This is a genomic window from Curtobacterium sp. VKM Ac-2865 (genome assembly GCF_015350905.1).
GTDB lineage: Bacteria > Actinomycetota > Actinomycetes > Actinomycetales > Microbacteriaceae > Curtobacterium.
Window position 1 is genome coordinate 95316 of record NZ_JADKRZ010000002.1, and the last position, 17628, is coordinate 112943.

Annotated in this window: 21 protein-coding genes; all 21 read right to left on the reverse strand. The window is 68.9% G+C overall.

Going from position 1 to position 17628, the window contains the following annotated elements; all coding sequences use genetic code 11:
- The 21 genes from rpsC to ITJ54_RS05575 all read right to left on the reverse strand — a co-directional run bounded on the left by rpsC (position 1) and on the right by ITJ54_RS05575 (position 17607).
- On the reverse strand, positions 1-816 hold the full coding sequence (gene rpsC, locus ITJ54_RS05475; protein WP_194626386.1) for a 30S ribosomal protein S3: 816 nt from the start codon (positions 814-816) through the stop codon (positions 1-3).
- On the reverse strand, positions 816-1211 hold the full coding sequence (gene rplV, locus ITJ54_RS05480; RefSeq protein ID WP_071276759.1) for a 50S ribosomal protein L22: 396 nt from the start codon (positions 1209-1211) through the stop codon (positions 816-818). The genes rpsC and rplV overlap by 1 nt, the downstream gene beginning before the upstream one ends.
- Positions 1212-1236: 25 nt before the next feature.
- Complete coding sequence (gene rpsS, locus ITJ54_RS05485; protein ID WP_071276761.1) at positions 1237-1518, reverse strand: 30S ribosomal protein S19; 282 nt, start codon at positions 1516-1518, stop codon at positions 1237-1239.
- 11 nt (positions 1519-1529) lie between these two features.
- Complete coding sequence (rplB, locus tag ITJ54_RS05490; RefSeq protein WP_071276763.1) at positions 1530-2369, reverse strand: 50S ribosomal protein L2; 840 nt, start codon at positions 2367-2369, stop codon at positions 1530-1532.
- A gap of 18 nt (positions 2370-2387) precedes the next feature.
- On the reverse strand, positions 2388-2687 hold the full coding sequence (gene rplW, locus ITJ54_RS05495; RefSeq protein WP_056121415.1) for a 50S ribosomal protein L23: 300 nt from the start codon (positions 2685-2687) through the stop codon (positions 2388-2390).
- Positions 2684-3331, reverse strand: a complete 648-nt coding sequence (rplD, locus tag ITJ54_RS05500) for a 50S ribosomal protein L4 (RefSeq protein ID WP_194626388.1) — start codon at positions 3329-3331, stop codon at positions 2684-2686. The genes rplW and rplD overlap by 4 nt, the downstream gene beginning before the upstream one ends.
- Positions 3332-3333: 2 nt before the next feature.
- Positions 3334-3990, reverse strand: coding sequence for a 50S ribosomal protein L3 (gene rplC, locus ITJ54_RS05505; protein ID WP_194626390.1), 657 nt, complete (start codon positions 3988-3990; stop codon positions 3334-3336).
- A 13-nt stretch (positions 3991-4003) separates the two neighbouring features.
- On the reverse strand, positions 4004-4312 hold the full coding sequence (rpsJ, locus tag ITJ54_RS05510) for a 30S ribosomal protein S10 (protein ID WP_017885534.1): 309 nt from the start codon (positions 4310-4312) through the stop codon (positions 4004-4006).
- A 554-nt stretch (positions 4313-4866) separates the two neighbouring features.
- Entirely contained in the window at positions 4867-5583 is a 717-nt protein-coding gene (locus ITJ54_RS05515; protein ID WP_194626392.1) for a DarT ssDNA thymidine ADP-ribosyltransferase family protein, read from the reverse strand.
- A 202-nt stretch (positions 5584-5785) separates the two neighbouring features.
- Positions 5786-6763, reverse strand: coding sequence for a DNA topoisomerase IB (locus ITJ54_RS05520; protein ID WP_194626394.1), 978 nt, complete (start codon positions 6761-6763; stop codon positions 5786-5788).
- Positions 6764-6883: 120 nt separating this feature from the next.
- Positions 6884-8071, reverse strand: a complete 1188-nt coding sequence (tuf, locus tag ITJ54_RS05525) for an elongation factor Tu (RefSeq protein WP_071276770.1) — start codon at positions 8069-8071, stop codon at positions 6884-6886.
- A 157-nt stretch (positions 8072-8228) separates the two neighbouring features.
- The gene (gene fusA / locus ITJ54_RS05530; RefSeq protein WP_194626396.1) at positions 8229-10346 is read right to left on the reverse strand and encodes an elongation factor G; all 2118 of its coding nucleotides are present in this window, start codon (positions 10344-10346) and stop codon (positions 8229-8231) included.
- Between the two features lie 87 nt (positions 10347-10433).
- Entirely contained in the window at positions 10434-10904 is a 471-nt protein-coding gene (gene rpsG / locus ITJ54_RS05535; protein ID WP_071276774.1) for a 30S ribosomal protein S7, read from the reverse strand.
- 4 nt (positions 10905-10908) lie between these two features.
- Positions 10909-11277, reverse strand: coding sequence for a 30S ribosomal protein S12 (gene rpsL, locus ITJ54_RS05540; protein WP_058728453.1), 369 nt, complete (start codon positions 11275-11277; stop codon positions 10909-10911).
- Between the two features lie 412 nt (positions 11278-11689).
- The gene (locus ITJ54_RS05545; protein ID WP_194626398.1) at positions 11690-12961 is read right to left on the reverse strand and encodes a hypothetical protein; all 1272 of its coding nucleotides are present in this window, start codon (positions 12959-12961) and stop codon (positions 11690-11692) included.
- A 63-nt stretch (positions 12962-13024) separates the two neighbouring features.
- Complete coding sequence (locus tag ITJ54_RS05550; RefSeq protein WP_194626400.1) at positions 13025-13447, reverse strand: DUF6121 family protein; 423 nt, start codon at positions 13445-13447, stop codon at positions 13025-13027.
- Between the two features lie 23 nt (positions 13448-13470).
- On the reverse strand, positions 13471-14019 hold the full coding sequence (locus ITJ54_RS05555) for a CBU_0592 family membrane protein (protein WP_194626402.1): 549 nt from the start codon (positions 14017-14019) through the stop codon (positions 13471-13473).
- Positions 14020-14206: 187 nt separating this feature from the next.
- On the reverse strand, positions 14207-14923 hold the full coding sequence (locus ITJ54_RS05560; protein ID WP_194626404.1) for a hypothetical protein: 717 nt from the start codon (positions 14921-14923) through the stop codon (positions 14207-14209).
- Between the two features lie 3 nt (positions 14924-14926).
- On the reverse strand, positions 14927-15706 hold the full coding sequence (locus ITJ54_RS05565; RefSeq protein ID WP_194626406.1) for a hypothetical protein: 780 nt from the start codon (positions 15704-15706) through the stop codon (positions 14927-14929).
- Positions 15703-16755, reverse strand: coding sequence for a type IV pilus assembly protein PilM (gene pilM / locus ITJ54_RS05570; protein WP_194626408.1), 1053 nt, complete (start codon positions 16753-16755; stop codon positions 15703-15705). The genes ITJ54_RS05565 and pilM overlap by 4 nt, the downstream gene beginning before the upstream one ends.
- A 39-nt stretch (positions 16756-16794) precedes the next feature.
- A complete protein-coding gene (locus ITJ54_RS05575; RefSeq protein ID WP_194627347.1) occupies positions 16795-17607 on the reverse strand; it encodes a prepilin peptidase in 813 nt (270 codons plus the stop codon).
- Between the last annotated feature and the right edge of the window lie 21 nt (positions 17608-17628).

Consider the following 17628-nt stretch of genomic DNA (forward strand, 5'->3'; position numbering starts at 1 on the left):
TTACGCCTCAACTCCTGCGCCGGCCGGCGCGTCCTGAGGAGCCTGCTGCTCACGGCCGCCGCGGTCGCCGCCACGGCGGTCGCCGCGGTCACCACGGTCGTTGCGCTCGCCACGCGGGCCTCCGCGACGCTCCGGGCGCGACGAACGCTGGTTCGCCTGCTCGCGAGCGAGCTCCTTGTTCGTGATGTCGCCCTTGTAGATCCACACCTTCACGCCGATGCGACCGAACGTCGTCCGGGCCTCGTAGAAGCCGTAGTCGATGTTGGCGCGGAGCGTGTGCAGGGGCACGCGGCCCTCGCGGTAGAACTCCGAGCGGGACATCTCGGCGCCGCCGAGACGGCCGGCGACCTGGATGCGGACACCCTTGGCACCGGCGCGCTGTGCACCCTGGAGGCCCTTGCGCATGGCGCGACGGAACGCGACACGAGCACTGAGCTGCTCCGCGATGCCCTGCGCGACGAGCTGGGCCTCGGTCTCGGGGTTCTTGACCTCGAGGATGTTGAGCTGGATCTGCTTCTTGGTGAGCTTCTCGAGCTCACCGCGGATGCGCTCGGCCTCGGCGCCGCGGCGACCGATGACGATGCCCGGACGCGCCGTGTGGATGTCCACACGGACACGGTCACGGGTGCGCTCGAGCTCGATGCGGGCGACGCCGGCACGGTCGAGGGTCTTCTTCAGGTACTGACGCACCTTGATGTCCTCGGCGACGTAGTCGGAGTAGCGCTGCCCGACCTTCGTGCTGTCGGTGAACCAGTGCGAGACGTGGTCCGTCGTGATCCCGAGGCGGAAGCCGTACGGGTTGACCTTCTGGCCCATTAGTTGCTCGCCTTCTTGCTCGTCGCGGCAGCGGCCTCGGCCTCGTCAGGGGTCGCGAGGACCACCGTGATGTGGCTGGTGCGCTTGTTGATCCGGAAGGCACGGCCCTGGGCACGCGGCTGGAACCGCTTGAGGGTCGTTCCTTCGTCGACGAAGACGCGGCTCACGTAGAGGTCGCGCTCGTCCAGGAAGCTGTTCGTCGAGTCCGCCTTGACACGTGCGTTGGCGATCGCCGAGGCGACCAGCTTGTACACGGGCTCCGAAGCGCCCTGGGGGGCGAACTTCAGGATGGCGAGGGCCTCGTGGGCCTGCTTGCCGCGGATCAGCTCGATGACGCGACGGGCCTTCTGAGCAGTGACGCGGATGTGTCGCACGCGTGCGATCGACTCCACCATTTCGTTCCTCCTCTTCGTCGCCGCGTCAGCGGCGACGGCCCTTCTTGTCGTCCTTCACGTGACCGCGGAAGGTACGAGTCGGCGCGAACTCGCCGAGCTTGTGGCCGACCATGGATTCGGTGACGAACACCGGGATGTGCTTGCGCCCGTCGTGCACCGCGATGGTGTGACCGAGCATGTTCGGGACGATCATCGAGCGGCGCGACCACGTACGGATCACGTTCTTCGTGCTGGCCTCGTTCTGCGTGACGACCTTGCGAAGCAGGTGCTCGTCGACGAAGGGGCCCTTCTTCAGACTGCGTGGCATCTTCTGAACTCCTACTTGCGCTTCTTGCCGGCGTTACGGCGGCGGACGATGAGCTTGTCGCTCGGCTTGTTGGCCTTGCGCGTGCGACCCTCGGACTGGCCCCAGGGGCTGACCGGGTGACGTCCACCGGAGGTCTTGCCCTCACCACCACCGTGCGGGTGGTCGACCGGGTTCATCGCGACACCACGCACCGTCGGGCGGACGCCCTTCCAGCGCATGCGGCCGGCCTTGCCCCAGTTGATGTTCGACTGCTCGGCGTTGCCGACCTCGCCGATCGTGGCGCGGCAGCGGGCGTCGACGTTGCGGACCTCGCCCGACGGCAGACGGAGCTGCGCGTAGGGGCCGTCCTTGGCGACGAGACGCACCGAGGCACCAGCCGAACGCGCGAGCTTGGCGCCGCCACCGGGGCGGAGCTCGATCGCGTGGATGACCGTACCCACGGGGATGTTGCGCAGCGGCAGGTTGTTGCCGGGCTTGATGTCGGCGCCGGCGCCCTGCTCGATGACGTCGCCCTGCTTGAGCTTGTTCGGCGCGAGGATGTAGCGCTTGGTGCCGTCCACGAAGTGCAGGAGCGCGATGCGCGCCGTGCGGTTCGGGTCGTACTCGATGTGCGCGACCTTGGCGTCCACGCCGTCCTTGTCGTGACGACGGAAGTCGATCACGCGGTACTGGCGCTTGTGGCCACCACCGATGTGACGGGTGGTGATCCGCCCCGAGCTGTTCCGGCCACCGGTCTTGGGCAGCGGACGCAGGAGGGACTTCTCCGGGGTCGAGCGGGTGATCTCAGCGAAGTCGGAGACCGAGGAGCCGCGACGACCGGGGGTCGTGGGCTTGTAGTTGCGAATAGCCATGATTTATCCCTCTGGTCCTCAGCCGACAGCCGTGAAGATGTCGATCGAACCGGACTTGAGCGTCACGATGGCACGCTTGGTGTCCTTGCGCTTGCCCAGACCGAACTTGGTGCGGCGGGTCTTGCCCGGACGGTTCAGCGTGTTGATGCCGGCGACCTTGACGTTGAAGATCTTCTCGATCGCGAGCTTGATCTCGGTCTTGTTCGCACGGGGGTCCACGATGAACGTGTACTTGCCCTGGTCGATGAGGCCGTAGCTCTTCTCCGACACGACCGGCGAGATGATGATGTCGCGCGGGTCCTTGTTGAAGCCGCTCATGCGGTGATCTCCTTCGCGGTCTTCGACGCGATGAAGGCGTCGAGGGCGCTCTTGCTGAAGACGATGGCGTCCGACACGAGGACGTCGTAGGCGTTCAGCTGGCCGTACGAGAGCGCGTGGACGTTCGGCAGGTTGCGGATGCTCTTGAGCGTCAGCTCGTCATCCGACTCGAGGACGACGAGCACGTGCTTGACGGGCGCGACCTTCTCGAGGAGCGAGCGGGCGGTCTTGGTCGACGGCAGTTCAGCCGAGACGAAGCCCTCCACCGCGGAGATGCGGCCGCCGCGGGCACGGTCCGAGAGCGAGCCGAGCAGTGCTGCGGCGATCATCTTCTTCGGGGTGCGCTGCGAGTAGTCGCGGGGGGTCGGTCCGTGGACGACGCCACCACCGGTGTGCTCGGGAGCACGGACGGAACCCTGACGGGCGCGGCCGGTGCCCTTCTGCTTGAACGGCTTGCGACCGGCACCGCGGACTTCGCCGCGGTTCTTGGTCTTGTGGGTGCCCTGACGCGACGCGGCGCGCTGCGCGGTGACGACCTGGTGGATCAGCGGGACGTTGGTCTCGACGTCGAAGAGAGCTCCGGGGAGCTCGACGGTGCCGGAGACGGCACCCGAGGCGTCGAGGATGTCGATCGTGGTGGCCATGATCACTTACCCTTCACGGCGGTGCGGATGAAGACGGAGCGGCCACGAGCACCGGGGACGGCGCCCTTGACGAGCAGCAGACCCTTCTCGGCGTCGACGGCGTGCACCGTGAGGTTGAGGACGGTGACACGCTCGCCACCCATGCGACCGGCCATGCGCATGCCCTTGAAGACACGCGACGGGGTCGAGGAAGCACCGATCGAGCCGGGCTTGCGGTGGTTGCGGTGCGAACCGTGCGAGGCGGAGACGCCGTGGAAGCCGTGGCGCTTCATGACACCCGCGAAGCCCTTGCCCTTGCTCGTGCCGACGACGTCGACCTTCGCGCCGGCCTCGAACGTGGCGTCCACGGTGAGCTCCTGGCCCAGCGTGTACTCGCCCGCGTCCGACGTGCGGATCTCGGTGAGGGTGCGGCGCGGGGTGACCCCGGCGGCCTCGAAGTGGCCAGCGGCCGGCTTGTTCACCTTGCGGGGGTCGATCTGGCCCGCGGCGATCTGGATCGCCTCGTAGCCGTCGCGCTCCACGTTGCGGATTTGGGTGACCACGTTGGGGCCGACCTCGATCACGGTGACGGGGATGAACTTGTTGTTCTCGTCCCACACCTGGGTCATCCCGAGCTTCTTGCCGAGGAGGCCCTTGACGGTCTTGGTTGAGTTCGCCATCAGTGCAGCCCCCTTACAGCTTGATCTCGATGTTGACGTCGGCCGGCAGGTCGAGACGCATGAGCGAGTCGACGGCCTTCGGCGTCGGGTCGACGATGTCGATGACGCGCTTGTGCGTGCGCTTCTCGAAGTGCTCGCGCGAGTCCTTGTACTTGTGAGGAGAGCGGATCACTGCGATCACGTTCTTCTCGGTGGGGAGCGGCACCGGGCCGACCACAGTTGCACCGGCACGGGTCACCGTGTCGACGATCTTCCGGGCCGACGTGTCGATGACCTCGTGGTCGTACGACTTGAGCCGGATGCGGATCTTCTGTCCCGCCATGTCTTCTGTCCTCTCTGCGCCGCGCACCCTCAGGCCGCCTGACACCGCCGGGTTCCGCCCTGTGCGGACCTGGCTGTTTACGTGAATCACCGGGCGCATCCGCTGTGGGATGACCGCTGTTCTCCTGTCAACCGCGCGGGCGGACGTACTGCTGGTGCTCACACCGGCCCGCGTGGACGTGTCGCCTCCCGCACGCCGGCGGACCGGCATGGTGATGGGAGTCGAGCTGTTCTGCTGCCTGCGGCCCAACCCAGCCCTGCTGGACAGGGGGGTTGTGCACTGCCAGAGCAGTGATCCGGCGGGCGCGAACGCCCGCGGAATTTCGGAACCGGACAAGTCTCGCATGTCCCCGCCATCGGTGCAACCCGGGCGTGTCGGGCTGCTCTGCCGGCTTGCGTCCGCCGTCCTGCCGCGGTTCTCCCGGCCTGGAGGCCCGGCTCGCGTCCGCCTCGCTCGTCGCCTCGCGGACCACTCCCGACCACCGCTGCCGGACGCCGGAACGGACACAGCACCACGCTCTCGCGCGGTGCTGTGTCCGTTCCGGGTTGCTGCGGTCAGTCCTCGTCCGGGACCACCGGCGGGACGAACCACGGCGGGAAGACGGCGACGCGGGGAGCGTGGCCACCGTGCTCGGAGAGGATGTCCTTCACCGCGTGGCGCGCCCGGTCGTTCGGCACGCCGATGACGGCGACGGCGGAGAACGGCACGCTCGGGCCCGCGAGGACCTCGAGCCCGGTCATCTCCGGGTCGGTGAGGTCCGTGCGGCGCAGCAGGTTCGCCGCAGCCTCGGGACCGACGGCGAAGCGCACACCCTCGGCGTCGGCATCGGTGTCGGCGAGGATCACCGAGTCACCGAACGCCGCGGTGGGGACCACGAGCACGACGTAGTCGACGCCGCGAGCGTTCCGCGCCGCCTCGGACCAGCGGGTCTCGTCGTGCGCGCCGCGGCGCACCTCGTCCCAGCGGGCGCCGTCCGGCGAGAGCGAGAACGGCACGTGGCCGGCGACGCTCGAGCCGTCGGGAGCGGTCGCGGCCGCGCGGGCCTCGCGGAGCTCGGGGCTGCTGATGTCGTAGGACGGCGTCACCTGGTCGGCAGCGACGATCGCCTGGTCGGCGACGATGCCGTCGAAGTTGTCGATGTGGGTGACGTGGTGTGCGCGCAGTGCGCCGAACACACGTGCTGCCGGCATCGCGGGCTCGGCGGCGCGCAGCGCGGTGGCCTTCGCACGGGCCGGCGAGCCGCCGGGGGTGGAGCGCAGGGAGGTGCTCACGCGGGTTCGCCGCGGAGCTGGGGCCTTGGGGACTTCCGGCACGTCACGCTGGCGCGGGGCGCAGATGTCGCAGAGTTCGGTGGGGAATCCGTGGATGCACTCGTCGGTCACGACTGGTGTGGGTCCTTCCGTGCCGCGTGGGGGTGGAACGGCACAAGGATCTACGGTACGTCATCCAGCCCCGAAGCGGGACCGATCCCGCTCATTGCCGGTAGAGCAGCGCGCGGACCTCGGCCTCTGCGGCGTGCAGTCGTGCCGGGTCGATCGTCTCGCCGTGCTCGTACGCGTCGAGCAGTCTGGGGTCGATGTAGCTTGCTCGTGCGACCGTCGGGGTGTTGCCGAGGACCTCGCTCGCGGCCTTCACCGCGTGCGACACGGCGCTCTTCCGCTTCCCCACGCCCGTCTGCGGGCCGGTCTTGGCGAGGTCGACGGCTGCGGCCACGGTGCCGTGCAGCGTGCGGAAGTCCTTGGCGGTGAACTCCTCCCCCGCCCGCTCCTTGACGTAGGCGTTGATGTCCTCCGCCGACAGTGGTTCCCACTCGGCGCCGCGGGCCTCGCGGTACGACAGCAGGCGCGCGTTCGCCCCGCGTCGCTTCATGCCGGCGATCACCCGGGCGAGGTCGGCGTCGTGGATCGACGACGACCACTCCTGGTGGCTCTTGCCCGGGAACGACAGCTCGATGTCGTCGCCGGAGACCTTGGCGTGCGCACAGAGCAGTGTCGAGAGCCCGCGGCTGCCGTGTTCGGTCGCGTACCGTTCGGACCCGACCCGGAGCGAGCCCTGGTCGAGCATCCGGAACGCGGCCGCGAGGGACCGACGCTGGTCCGGTTCCGGCCGGCGGAGGTCCTGCGTGACCATCCGACGAGCCGCGGGCAGGGACTCCGCGAGGGCGAGGGCCCGGTCGTACTTGATCTTGTCCATCCGGTCACGCCAGGACGGGTGGTACATGTACTGCCGCCGACCAGCTCCGTCGAAGCCGGTGGCGATGATGTGGCCGTTCTCGTACGGTGAGATCCAGACGTCGTTCCACGCGGGTGGGATGACGAACTCCTCGAGGCGTTGTCGCACTTCGGGGTCCGTGACGGTGTTGCCGTCCGGGTCGCGGTACGAGTAGCCCTGTCCGCTTCGGACCCGGTGGTAGCCACGACCGTTGGTCTTGGATCTGCGGAGACGTGTCACTCGACCGAGCAAACACGTCCTGCCTGCTCACCGGAGCAGGAAACGTCGCAGAGCGCACCACAGACGACGAAAGCGGGGCCGAGCCCGAAGGCTCGACCCCGCTGACGCAAGGAACCGGAGTTACTTGATGATCGTCTCGACCGTACCGGCACCGACCGTGCGGCCACCCTCACGGATGGCGAAACGGAGGCCCTCCTCCATGGCGATCGGCTGGATCAGCTCGACCGTCATCGAGACGGTGTCGCCGGGCATGACCATCTCGGTGCCCTCGGGCAGCGTGATGACGCCGGTGACGTCCGTGGTGCGGAAGTAGAACTGCGGGCGGTAGTTCGCGTAGAACGGGTTGTGACGACCGCCCTCTTCCTTGTTCAGGATGTACGCGTTCGCCTTGAACTCGGTGTGCGGCGTGACCGAACCCGGCTTCACGACGACCTGGCCGCGCTCGACGTCCTCGCGCTTGAGGCCACGGATGAGCAGACCGGTGTTGTCACCGGCGACTGCCTTGTCCAGCAGCTTGCGGAACATCTCGATGCCCGTGACCGTGGTCTTCTGGGTCGCCTTGATGCCGACGATCTCGACCTCGGAGTTGAGGTCCAGCTCGCCGCGCTCGACGCGACCGGTGACGACGGTGCCACGACCGGTGATCGTGAAGACGTCCTCGATCGGCATCAGGAAGGGCTGGTCGGTGGCGCGGATGGGGTCCGGCACGCTCTCGTCGACAGCGGCCATGAGGTCCTGGACGGACTTGACCCACTTCTCGTCGCCGTCGAGCGCCTTGAGCGCCGACACCTGCACGACGGGGGCGTCCTCGTCGAACTCCTGCGAGCCGAGGAGCTCACGGACCTCGAGCTCGACGAGCTCCAGGATCTCCTCGTCGTCCACCATGTCGGACTTGTTCAGCGCGACGACGATGTAGGGCACGCCGACCTGGCGGGCGAGCAGCACGTGCTCACGCGTCTGGGGCATGGGACCGTCGGTGGCGGCGACCACGAGGATCGCGCCGTCCATCTGGGCCGCACCGGTGATCATGTTCTTCACGTAGTCAGCGTGACCAGGAGCGTCGACGTGCGCGTAGTGGCGCTTCTCCGTCTGGTACTCGACGTGCGAGATGTTGATCGTGATGCCGCGCTGGCGCTCTTCGGGAGCGTTGTCGATCTGTGCGAAGTCACGGGCCTCGTTGAGGTCCGGGTACTGGTCGTGCAGAACCTTGGTGATCGCCGCCGTGAGCGTCGTCTTGCCGTGGTCGACGTGACCGATGGTTCCGATGTTGACGTGCGGCTTGGTGCGCTCGAACTTGGCCTTGGCCACTGTGGGTCCTCCTCAGGACTCGGATGCGACACCCCCGGAGGCATCCCTGTCGGGGTGCTGCTCCGTTGGTCCGCGGTGTGTGTGTCTGTACTTTACTTGGTGGCGAGGGGCCCGTCGCCGGGCGCCCCCGCCTGTGGAGAACACGCTCGAGTGAGCGTTACTCTCCCTTGGCCTTCGCGACGATCTCCTCGGCGACGTTCGACGGGACCTGGTTGTAGGTCTCGAAGGTCATCGAGTAGACGGCACGACCGGAGGTCTTCGAACGAAGGTCCCCGACGTAGCCGAACATCTCGGACAGCGGCACGCTCGCGCGGACCACCTTGACGCCCGAGGCGTCCTCCATCGCGGCGATGTTGCCACGACGGGAGCTCAGGTCACCGATGACGTCGCCCATGTACTCCTCGGGCGTACGGACCTCGACGGCCATGATCGGCTCGAGGATGACGGGACCGGCCTTGCGAGCCGCTTCCTTGTACGCGATCGAGCCGGCGATCTTGAACGCCATCTCGGACGAGTCGACGTCGTGCGCCGCGCCGTCCTTGAGGATGGCCTTCACGCCGACCGTCGGGTACCCGGCGAGGATGCCGACCTGCATGGCGTCCTGGATGCCGGCGTCGACCGAGGGGATGTACTCACGCGGGATGCGACCACCGGTGACGGCGTTCACGAACTCGTAGACCTTCTCGGAGGTGACCTCCATGGGCTCGAGCGCGATCTGCACCTTCGCGAACTGACCGGAGCCACCGGTCTGCTTCTTGTGGGTGTAGTCGTAGCGCTCGACGACCTTCGTGAGGGTCTCGCGGTAGGCCACCTGGGGCTTGCCGACGTTCGCCTCGACGTGGAACTCACGCTTCATGCGGTCGACCAGGATGTCGAGGTGGAGCTCGCCCATGCCCTTGATCGTGGTCTGACCGGTCTCCGGGTTGAGCTCGACGCGGAACGTCGGGTCCTCTTCGGCGAGCTTCTGGATGGCCGTGGAGAGCTTCTCCTGGTCAGCCTTCGTCTTCGGCTCGATCGCGACCTCGATGACGGGCTCGGGGAACGTCATCGACTCGAGGACGACCTGGTCCTGCGGGTCGCAGAGCGTGTCGCCCGTGGTCGTGTCCTTGAGGCCGATGACCGCGTAGATGTGACCGGCGGTGACGTTGTCGACCGGGTTCTCCTTGTTGGAGTGCATCTGGAAGATCTTGCCGATGCGCTCCTTCTTGCCCTTGGTCGAGTTGATGACCTGGGCACCGGACTCGATGTGGCCGGAGTACACGCGGACGTAGGTCAGACGACCGAAGAACGGGTGCACGGCGACCTTGAAGGCCAGCGCGGAGAAGGGCTCGGAGGCCTCCGGCTTGCGGATGATCTCCTTCTCTTCGTCCTTGACGTCGTGACCGATCATCGGCGGGACGTCGAGCGGCGACGGCAGGTAGTCGATGACCGCGTCGAGCATCGGCTGGACGCCACGGTTCTTGAACGCGGAACCGCAGAGGACCGGGTAGATCTCGCTGTTGACGGTCAGCGTGCGGATCGCGGACTTGATCTCGGCGACCGAGAAGTCCGTGTCGCCCTCGAGGTAGCGCTCCATGAGCTCGTCGTTGGCCTCGGCCACGCGCTCGATGAGCTTCTCGCGGTACTCCGCAGCACGGTCGGCGAGGTCCGCGGGGATCTCCTCGATCTCGTACTTCGCGCCCATCTGGACGTCACCCTTCGCGTCGCCGCGCCAGGTGAGTGCACGCATCTCGACCAGGTCGACAACGCCCTCGAAGGACGACTCCGCACCGATCGGGAGCTGCAGCACCAGGGGCTCTGCGCCGAGGCGGTTCACGATGGTGTCGACGGTGAAGTAGAAGTCCGCGCCGAGCTTGTCCATCTTGTTGACGAAGCAGATGCGCGGGACGTTGTACTTGTCGGCCTGACGCCAGACGGTCTCCGACTGGGGCTCGACGCCCTCTTTCCCGTCGAACACCGCGACGGCCCCGTCGAGGACGCGGAGCGAGCGCTCCACCTCGACCGTGAAGTCGACGTGACCGGGGGTGTCGATGATGTTGATCTGGTTGTTGTCCCAGAAGCAGGTCGTCGCGGCCGACGTGATCGTGATGCCGCGTTCCTGCTCCTGCGCCATCCAGTCCATCGTGGCAGCGCCGTCGTGGACTTCACCGATCTTGTGCGTGATGCCCGTGTAGAACAGGATGCGCTCGGTGGTCGTGGTCTTGCCGGCATCGATGTGCGCCATGATGCCGATGTTGCGGACCTTGTTCAGGTCGGTGAGCACGTCCTGTGCCACAGGGTTCCTCCGGAAGAGTTGTAGGAGAGATGGCGTCCGTCAGGGCGCCGGGGTTCTTGACCACCGGCACCCTGACGATGCCGGTGACTACCAGCGGTAGTGCGCGAAGGCCTTGTTCGACTCGGCCATCTTGTGGGTGTCCTCGCGACGCTTGACAGCGGCGCCGAGGCCGTTGGAGGCGTCGAGGATCTCGTTCATGAGACGCTCGGTCATCGTCTTCTCGCGGCGAGCCTTGGCGTACGAGGTCAGCCAGCGGAGCGCCAGCGTGTTCGCACGGTGCGGCTTGACCTCGACCGGGACCTGGTAGGTCGAGCCACCGACGCGGCGGCTGCGGACCTCGAGGGTCGGTCGGACGTTGTCGAGCGCCTTCTTCAGCGTGACGACGGCGTCCTGGCTGTTCTTCGACGAGACACCTTCGAGCGCGTCGTAGACGATGCGCTCGGCGAGGCCCTTCTTGCCGTCGAGGAGGATCTTGTTGACGAGCTGGCTGACGATCGGTGCGCCGTAGACGGGGTCTGCGACGACGGGGCGCTTGGGGGCTGGACCCTTACGAGGCATCGGACTAACCCTTCTTCGCGCCGTAGCGGCTACGAGCCTGCTTACGGTTCTTGACGGCCTGCGTGTCGAGGGCGCCTCGGATGATCTTGTAGCGCACGCCGGGGAGGTCCTTCACACGACCGCCGCGGACGAGCACCATCGAGTGCTCCTGCAGGTTGTGGCCCTCACCCGGGATGTAGGCCGTGACCTCGGTGCCGTTCGAGAGCTTCACACGAGCGACCTTGCGCAGTGCCGAGTTGGGCTTCTTGGGGGTGGTGGTGTAGACGCGGGTGCACACACCACGCTGCTGGGGGTTCGCCTTGAGTGCCGGCGCCTTGGTCTTGACGACCTTGGGCGTACGACCCTTGCGAACCAGCTGCTGAATAGTAGGCAACTGTTCTCCTGGTTCTCGCTCGTGGTTCTCTGGCCGACGCGGTCCGTCGGCATCCTCGCCCACGCAGACGACCGCCGAAGTGGCAGATCGTGGTCCGGGGGCGGACTGTCCGGTCGTGGTCATGGACCAGCCGGACTTTCAGGGCGCGCCCGAGGGCGCACACCCAGATGAGACTACCTGCGTCACCGGGCGAAATCAATCCGGGCACGTCGCCCTGGAGGCCCGTGGTGTCGGCCGTCGGCGAACGCCGCGATCGCCGGGCACTCCCGCTGGGCGCGGGGCGCTCCCCGGAGCCGGCCACGTCGACGAGCGGGCACGACCCGGTGTGGTGACCACGGCCTCCCGGCCGCAGGTGACCGGACCACGGCCTCCCGGCCGCAGGTGACCGGGGTGCCGACGAGGCGGGCCGGCGTCAGGAACCGGTGTCCGAGGCGCCGTTGCCGATCGCCGAGACGAACGTCGCGCCGGCGTCCGTGAAGCCGGTGACGTAGCCGCTGGCGTTCACGTTGATCGGACCGGCGGTCGCGGTGCCCGTGCCCGCCGGGCCGGTGAAGGCGGCGGTGAAGGTCGCGGACCCGAAGGACGACGTCGTGACCATCCACCCCTTGGACAGCCAGCCGTCCACCTGCACGGTGGGACGGGTGTCGAGCGTCCACTTCTGGTTCGTGTACGTGTTCGCCGGGTTCTCGCCGTAGGCGTAGAAGCTGCAGCCGCTCGGAGCCGTCTCGGTCGAGGCGATGCAGCCGTCCACCCACGCGTCGACCGCTGCGGTGGCGGCCTGCTCGCCGGCGGCCGTGAGCGTGGCGGTCATCGAGACCGGGCTCGAGGCCGTGGCGCCGAACCCGAGCACCCGGGACGTCGTGGCCGTGGCGGAGAACCACTTGCCGCCGTCCACCGCGACGTCGTACGTGCCGGGGAGCGCGCGCATCGTGACCGACCCCGAGGAGTCCGTGCGGGTCCGCTGCCCGGCGATCGCGACTGTCGTCCTCGGCGGTCCCTTGACGGCGACGGCGACGGAGCCGAGGGTCGGGGCACGGAGCTCCCAGCGTGGGAAGACGCCCCAGTCGGTTCCGACCTGCTCGAGCGTGAACGTCGCGGGGACCCGGCGGCCGGACTGCGTCAGGTAGGCGCCGACCGTCGCGGTGTCGCCACTGCGCTCGACGCCCGCGATGCGGTAGCCGGTCACGCGGTCCGTCGCCTTCGCGTAGGCGGCGTCGGTGAGCAGCACGTCGGACTTCGTGTGGCGGACGCCGGCGGCCGCGAGGGCGTCGTCGACGTGGCCGGCGCTGAGGTCGTCGAGGAAGGCCTCGACCTGGCGCTCGGGAGCGTGGGAGGTGCTGCCGACCGAGTACCCGACCAGGCCGGCGATCGCGAGCAGCACGACGGCGGTGGACCCGGCGATGATCCCGACGAGCTGGCCGCGGCGGAGGCGGCGGCGTGGGCGGCTGGAGCCGTGCGGGCCGCTGGGGCCGGATGCCACGAGGGGGGCGTCGTGCGTGCCGCTGATGTCGGCGATCCGGGGGACGGAGGTCCAGCTGGTGTCGTGCTGGCCCGCGTCGGGCTGGCCCGCGTCGGGCTGGCCCGCGTCGTGCTGGGCGGCCTCAGGCTGGCCGGCGTCGCGCTGGCCTGGTGTGGTGAGCTGGCCGTCCTCAGGCTGGCCGGGCGCGGTCGGCTGGTCGGTCATGGATCCCCCGTCGTCACTGCCGGTTCGGTCCTCCGGCAGCAACGAGCCTACCGGCGACCCACGTCACTGCGACTGCTTGGCCTGGTGCCGCGCGAGGGTGATGCCACCGACGACACAGAGGAGTGCGACGACGACCGAGCTCACGACGAACGGGCCGAGCGCGTACCCCGCGGGGAACACGAGGAGCTGCGTGACGTCGTGCCGGATCAGCGCGTAGCCGACCGCCCCGATGCCGAGCATCACCAGGTAGGCGGTGGCGGCGGCGACGAGTCCGGTGACACCCGGGTTGCCGTCGCGGATGCCGAGCGCGGTCGCGAACAGGACGACGACAGCTCCCCCGACGACCATGGCCGGGCCGAGGTACGGGGTCGCGTCGGACTGGGCGATCACCTCGACGTTCGCGAGCAGGGACTCGAAACCGGTCACGGCGATCACGAGGGCGACGAACAGGACGGACGTCATCGTCGCCACGAGCCATCGGGACATGCAGCGATCGTAGCGTCGAGCGCTCAGGAGGTGTGCTGCTCGGTGCGGGCGCGTCCGTCCTGCGCGGCTCGTTGCTGCTGCGCAGCGCTCACGAGGGCGAGCGCGATGGTCGCGGTGATGACGGGGACGCTCTCGGTCATCGGTGCGTTCGGTCGGGCCGAGGTGGTGGGCGTCGCCGCCGCTGTCATCGTCACGGCCTGGAGGCTCGGGGCCGCGTGCTCGTCCTCGGTCACTGCCGCCTCGTGGTCACGGACCGCTGGCCCGATCACGGGCAGCACGGCCGTGGTGGCCGGCGGTTCCGCCGTCAGTGCTCGGGGCGGCTGCGACCCGGAACGGCGGGCAGTACGTCGTGCCCGCCCCATCCGGACCAGGACGACGACGGCGACGATCGCCCAGATGCCGTTGACGATGGTCGAGGGCACGGCGTGGTGCGCGGCGACGTTGACCGCCACGGCGAGGCCGCCGACCAGGTTGAACAGCTGGTAGACCGGGCCGTTCGGCAGCTTGCCGGTCGAGAACAGGACGTAGCCGGACAGGACGGTGATGGCTCCGAACCATCCGAGGAACTCCACGACAGCAGACAACACGCGCGACTCCGGGCACGACGAGGAACGACCGATCCGTGCCGGCCGTTCGAGAGGGTGGGATGCGCCGAGGACACGGCGACCGGATCATCGTAGGCAGAACGACGACCGTCGCGGAAGAGGCCTCGCGTGGTGTGGAGGGCCCCAGTTGGAGGGCGTCCTGTGGAGGGGTGGGTCAGCCGTTGGCGGGCGCGGCGGCGGTCCGGGACGAGCCGTCGAGGACGTAGATGGAGCCGCCGAACGTCCAGGTCGACTGGTCGGACGCCGTTCCGTCCTCACCGCCCTTCTCCGCTGAGGAGATGCTCGTGACGAGGAACAGCCGCTTGCCGTGCTGGACCCCGTTGAGGAACGCGAGCGCCTGTTCGAAGGTCCCGTCGACCGCGATCGTGACGGGGATCACCGAGAAGTTCTCCCCGGTGATCGCCCCGTTGGTCACGACGGCCGGTGCGGCCGGCGCGGTCGGCACCGCGGCAGCGGGAGCGGCGGTCGAGGCAGCCGACGGGGACGCGCTCGGAGCCGCGGCCGCGGGCGCAGCGGGAGCGACCGGGGCGTACGCGACGGCGTCGCTCGTGGTGTACGACGACACCTCCATGCCGGACGCCGAGGCGATCCCGTCGAGGTCCGCGATGAACGAGGACAGGTCGGCACCGTCGGGGACGGACGCCGACAGCTGCGCCAGCTCCTGACGCATCGCCGGCAGCTTGGCCGCCTGCTCACGCAGTCGGGTCAGCTCCAGCCGACTCGCGTGGTTCGTCTTCTCGACGTTCGTCTCCTGCGTCTGCGCCGCCGACGCCTGGGCGAGCTGCGGCTGGACGGCGAGGAAGAAGCCACCCACGGCGACCACCGCCATGGCGACGAACGCGAGCAGCAGGCTGAGACGGTTGCGTGACATCGGTCAGCCCTTCTTCGCGGAGTCCGCGGCGAACCGGCCGTCGAACGTCTTCTCGTCGAGGTGGATGGTGAGGTTCACCGTGTACTCCCCGGAGGCGTCGTCACGGGTCACCGAGTTGGCCGTGGCGTCCACGTACCCGGTCACCGTCGCCACTGAGTCGAGCCACTCCGGCACCGACGGCAGCGTCGAGGTCTTCGCGTCGATCGTCAGCGTCGCCACACGCTGCCCCTGCAGCGGGTCGACCGACTGTGCGTAGGCCTCGGTGGCCGAGGCGGAGTCCACCGTCACGCCACTGATCCGGACTCCGGCGGGCAGCTTGGCCTGCACCGAGCCGAGCACGGGAGACCAGTCGATCTCGGTCGAACCGCCGACCTGCTGAGCAGCCTCGAGGAGACCCGTGGCGCGCTCCGTCGACCGAACGTCGGTGAACTGTCGCTGCTGCTGGAGCAGGCTCACCGTCTCGTTCTGCGCGGCCGCGAGCTGGCTGTCGGCGGCGCTCTTCGTCACGCTCGCTCCGGCGGCGGCGAGCCCCACGGCGAGCGCCACGATCACGACACCGGCCCATGCCCGCCGGACGTTCGCGCGCTGGCGTCGGTGGACGTGGACCTCGCCCGGGAGCAGGTCTGCGCGAGGAGCCCCGCCGATGACGACCTGCTGCCGGTCACGGCGCCGGCCTGAACCCGCGCCGGGCTGGGCGACGGCGGGTGCCGCGCCCTTGGCCGGACGACCCCATCGGGCCGGCTTCTGGTTCTCGGTCGACGGTGCGTCGATGATCTCGGTCATGCTGCTCGGCTCCCGACGGCGAGGCTCCACGCGACGGCGATGGCGCCACCGCGCTCTCGGAGCACGTCCTGCCCGATGCCCCGGGCGGCTCGCGCGGAGATGAACGGGTCACCGAGCGCGACCGGGAGCCCAGAGGAGTCGCCGAGGCCCTCGCGGAGCCCCGGCAGCGCCGCACCGCCACCGACCAGCAGGATCCCGCGGACGGGTTCCTCCGGGCGGGTGTTCGCGAAGTAGTTCACCGTGTTGCGGATGCTCTGGAGGAGTTCGCCGACGGCCTCTCGCGTGACGGCGACCGCACGGACGTCGTCCGTGGTGCGGGTCACGCCGGACAGGCCGAAGTGTCGCTTGACCGCTTCGGCCTCGGGCACGCCGATCTCCAGACGGGCGGCGATGGACCTGGTCACGTCGGCGCCACCGGTCGGGATGATGCGGACGAACTTGGGGATGCCGTCGGTCGCGATGACGACGGAGGTGGTGGTCGCGCCGCAGTCGACGATCGCGACGGTCCCTGCACCCGCGACACGGGGAGCCAGGACCCGGGTCAACGCGAACGGGATGAGGTCGACGGCGACCGGGTTCAGCCCGGCGAGCTGCACGGCGTTGACGTTCGCGAGGACTGCTTCCTTGATCGCGGCGATGAGCAACCCGTGCACGACGGGTCCGCTCTCCCCGGTACCCTCGGACGTCGGGTAGAAGTCGAGGATCGCGTCCCCGACCGGCACGGGCAGCATGTCCTGCACCTGGAACGGCAGCGATTCGCGGATCTGGGCGATGGGGGCCTTCGGCACCGTCAGGTCGCGGGAGAGCACCCGCTGGTTGCCCATGCCGAGGACGACGTCCTTGCTCTTGAACTTGCCGAGTGCCCACAGGGACCGGAGTGCGCCAGCGACGGTGTTCGCCTGGAGCACCTCGCCGTGCTTGGTCGACTCCTCGGGGGCCGCGATCTCGGCGAACCGGAGGATCGTCGGCTGCGGCTTGTCGACGTCGGCGACCTCGACCGCGCGGATGACGTCCGCGCCGATGTCGATGCCGACGATGTTCTTCGCCATGTCGTGTTCCTTCCGAGTCCGTGCTGAGTCGACTGACCGTCAGGCCAGGCCGAGGAGTGCGAGGTAGGCGTGCCAGACGGGTTCACCGGCGAAGGCCCCGATCCATGCACCCAGGAGCATCCAGGGGCCGAACGGGATACCGACCCCCCGGCCGGTGCGACGCACGAGCATGAGGACGATGCCGAAGGTACCGCCGAGGAGGAAGGCTCCGAAAGCACCCACTGCGAGGGGGCCCCATCCGAGGTACGCGAGGAGGAGACCGAGGACGCCCGCGAGCTTGACGTCGCCCATGCCCATCCCACGCGGGACCGCGATCGCCAGCAGCAGGTACACGCCTCCGAGCACCGCGAGCCCGCCGACGCCCCGGACGAGGGCGGCCCAGTCACCGGTCAGCGCACTCGCGCCGGCCAGCAGGACGCCCAGCACCGGGTACATCGGGAGGACGATCGCGTTCGGCAGCCGCTGCGTCTCGAGGTCGATGAGCGCGAGTGCGACACTGACAGCGGCCACGTAGAGCAGGGCGAGCAGCAGCACCGTCTGCCCGGCCGCCGTGGCACCGTCGGCAGCACCATCGGGCAGGAACCGCAGGGCGACCACCACGAAGAACGCCGCGGTCGCCAGTTCCACGAGGGGGTACCGGACCGAGATGGGTGCCGCGCAGTCCCGGCAACGACCGCGGAGGAGCAGCCACGACAGCACAGGGACGTTGTCCCGACGACGGATGCCGCTGCCGCACCTGGGGCAGGCCGACGCCGGAGCGACGACCGACATCCCGGCCGGCACCCGGTGCACCACGACGTTGAGGAACGACCCGATCACCAGGCCCAGCACGCCGCCGAAGCCGAGGACCATCGCCGCGAGGGGCAGCACGGA

Coding starts and splice junctions, on each gene's coding strand:
- rpsC (WP_194626386.1), bottom strand. CDS start 816: ATGGGCCAGAAGGTCAACCCGTACGGCTTCCGCCTCGGGATCACGACG.
- rplV (WP_071276759.1), bottom strand. CDS start 1,211: ATGGTGGAGTCGATCGCACGCGTGCGACACATCCGCGTCACTGCTCAG.
- rpsS (WP_071276761.1), bottom strand. CDS start 1,518: ATGCCACGCAGTCTGAAGAAGGGCCCCTTCGTCGACGAGCACCTGCTT.
- rplB (WP_071276763.1), bottom strand. CDS start 2,369: ATGGCTATTCGCAACTACAAGCCCACGACCCCCGGTCGTCGCGGCTCC.
- rplW (WP_056121415.1), bottom strand. CDS start 2,687: ATGAGCGGCTTCAACAAGGACCCGCGCGACATCATCATCTCGCCGGTC.
- rplD (WP_194626388.1), bottom strand. CDS start 3,331: ATGGCCACCACGATCGACATCCTCGACGCCTCGGGTGCCGTCTCCGGC.
- rplC (WP_194626390.1), bottom strand. CDS start 3,990: ATGGCGAACTCAACCAAGACCGTCAAGGGCCTCCTCGGCAAGAAGCTC.
- rpsJ (WP_017885534.1), bottom strand. CDS start 4,312: ATGGCGGGACAGAAGATCCGCATCCGGCTCAAGTCGTACGACCACGAG.
- rpsG (WP_071276774.1), bottom strand. CDS start 10,904: ATGCCTCGTAAGGGTCCAGCCCCCAAGCGCCCCGTCGTCGCAGACCCC.
- ITJ54_RS05545 (WP_194626398.1), bottom strand. CDS start 12,961: ATGACCGACCAGCCGACCGCGCCCGGCCAGCCTGAGGACGGCCAGCTC.
- ITJ54_RS05550 (WP_194626400.1), bottom strand. CDS start 13,447: ATGTCCCGATGGCTCGTGGCGACGATGACGTCCGTCCTGTTCGTCGCC.
- ITJ54_RS05560 (WP_194626404.1), bottom strand. CDS start 14,923: ATGTCACGCAACCGTCTCAGCCTGCTGCTCGCGTTCGTCGCCATGGCG.
- ITJ54_RS05565 (WP_194626406.1), bottom strand. CDS start 15,706: ATGACCGAGATCATCGACGCACCGTCGACCGAGAACCAGAAGCCGGCC.
- pilM (WP_194626408.1), bottom strand. CDS start 16,755: ATGGCGAAGAACATCGTCGGCATCGACATCGGCGCGGACGTCATCCGC.
- ITJ54_RS05575 (WP_194627347.1), bottom strand. CDS start 17,607: ATGGTCCTCGGCTTCGGCGGCGTGCTGGGCCTGGTGATCGGGTCGTTC.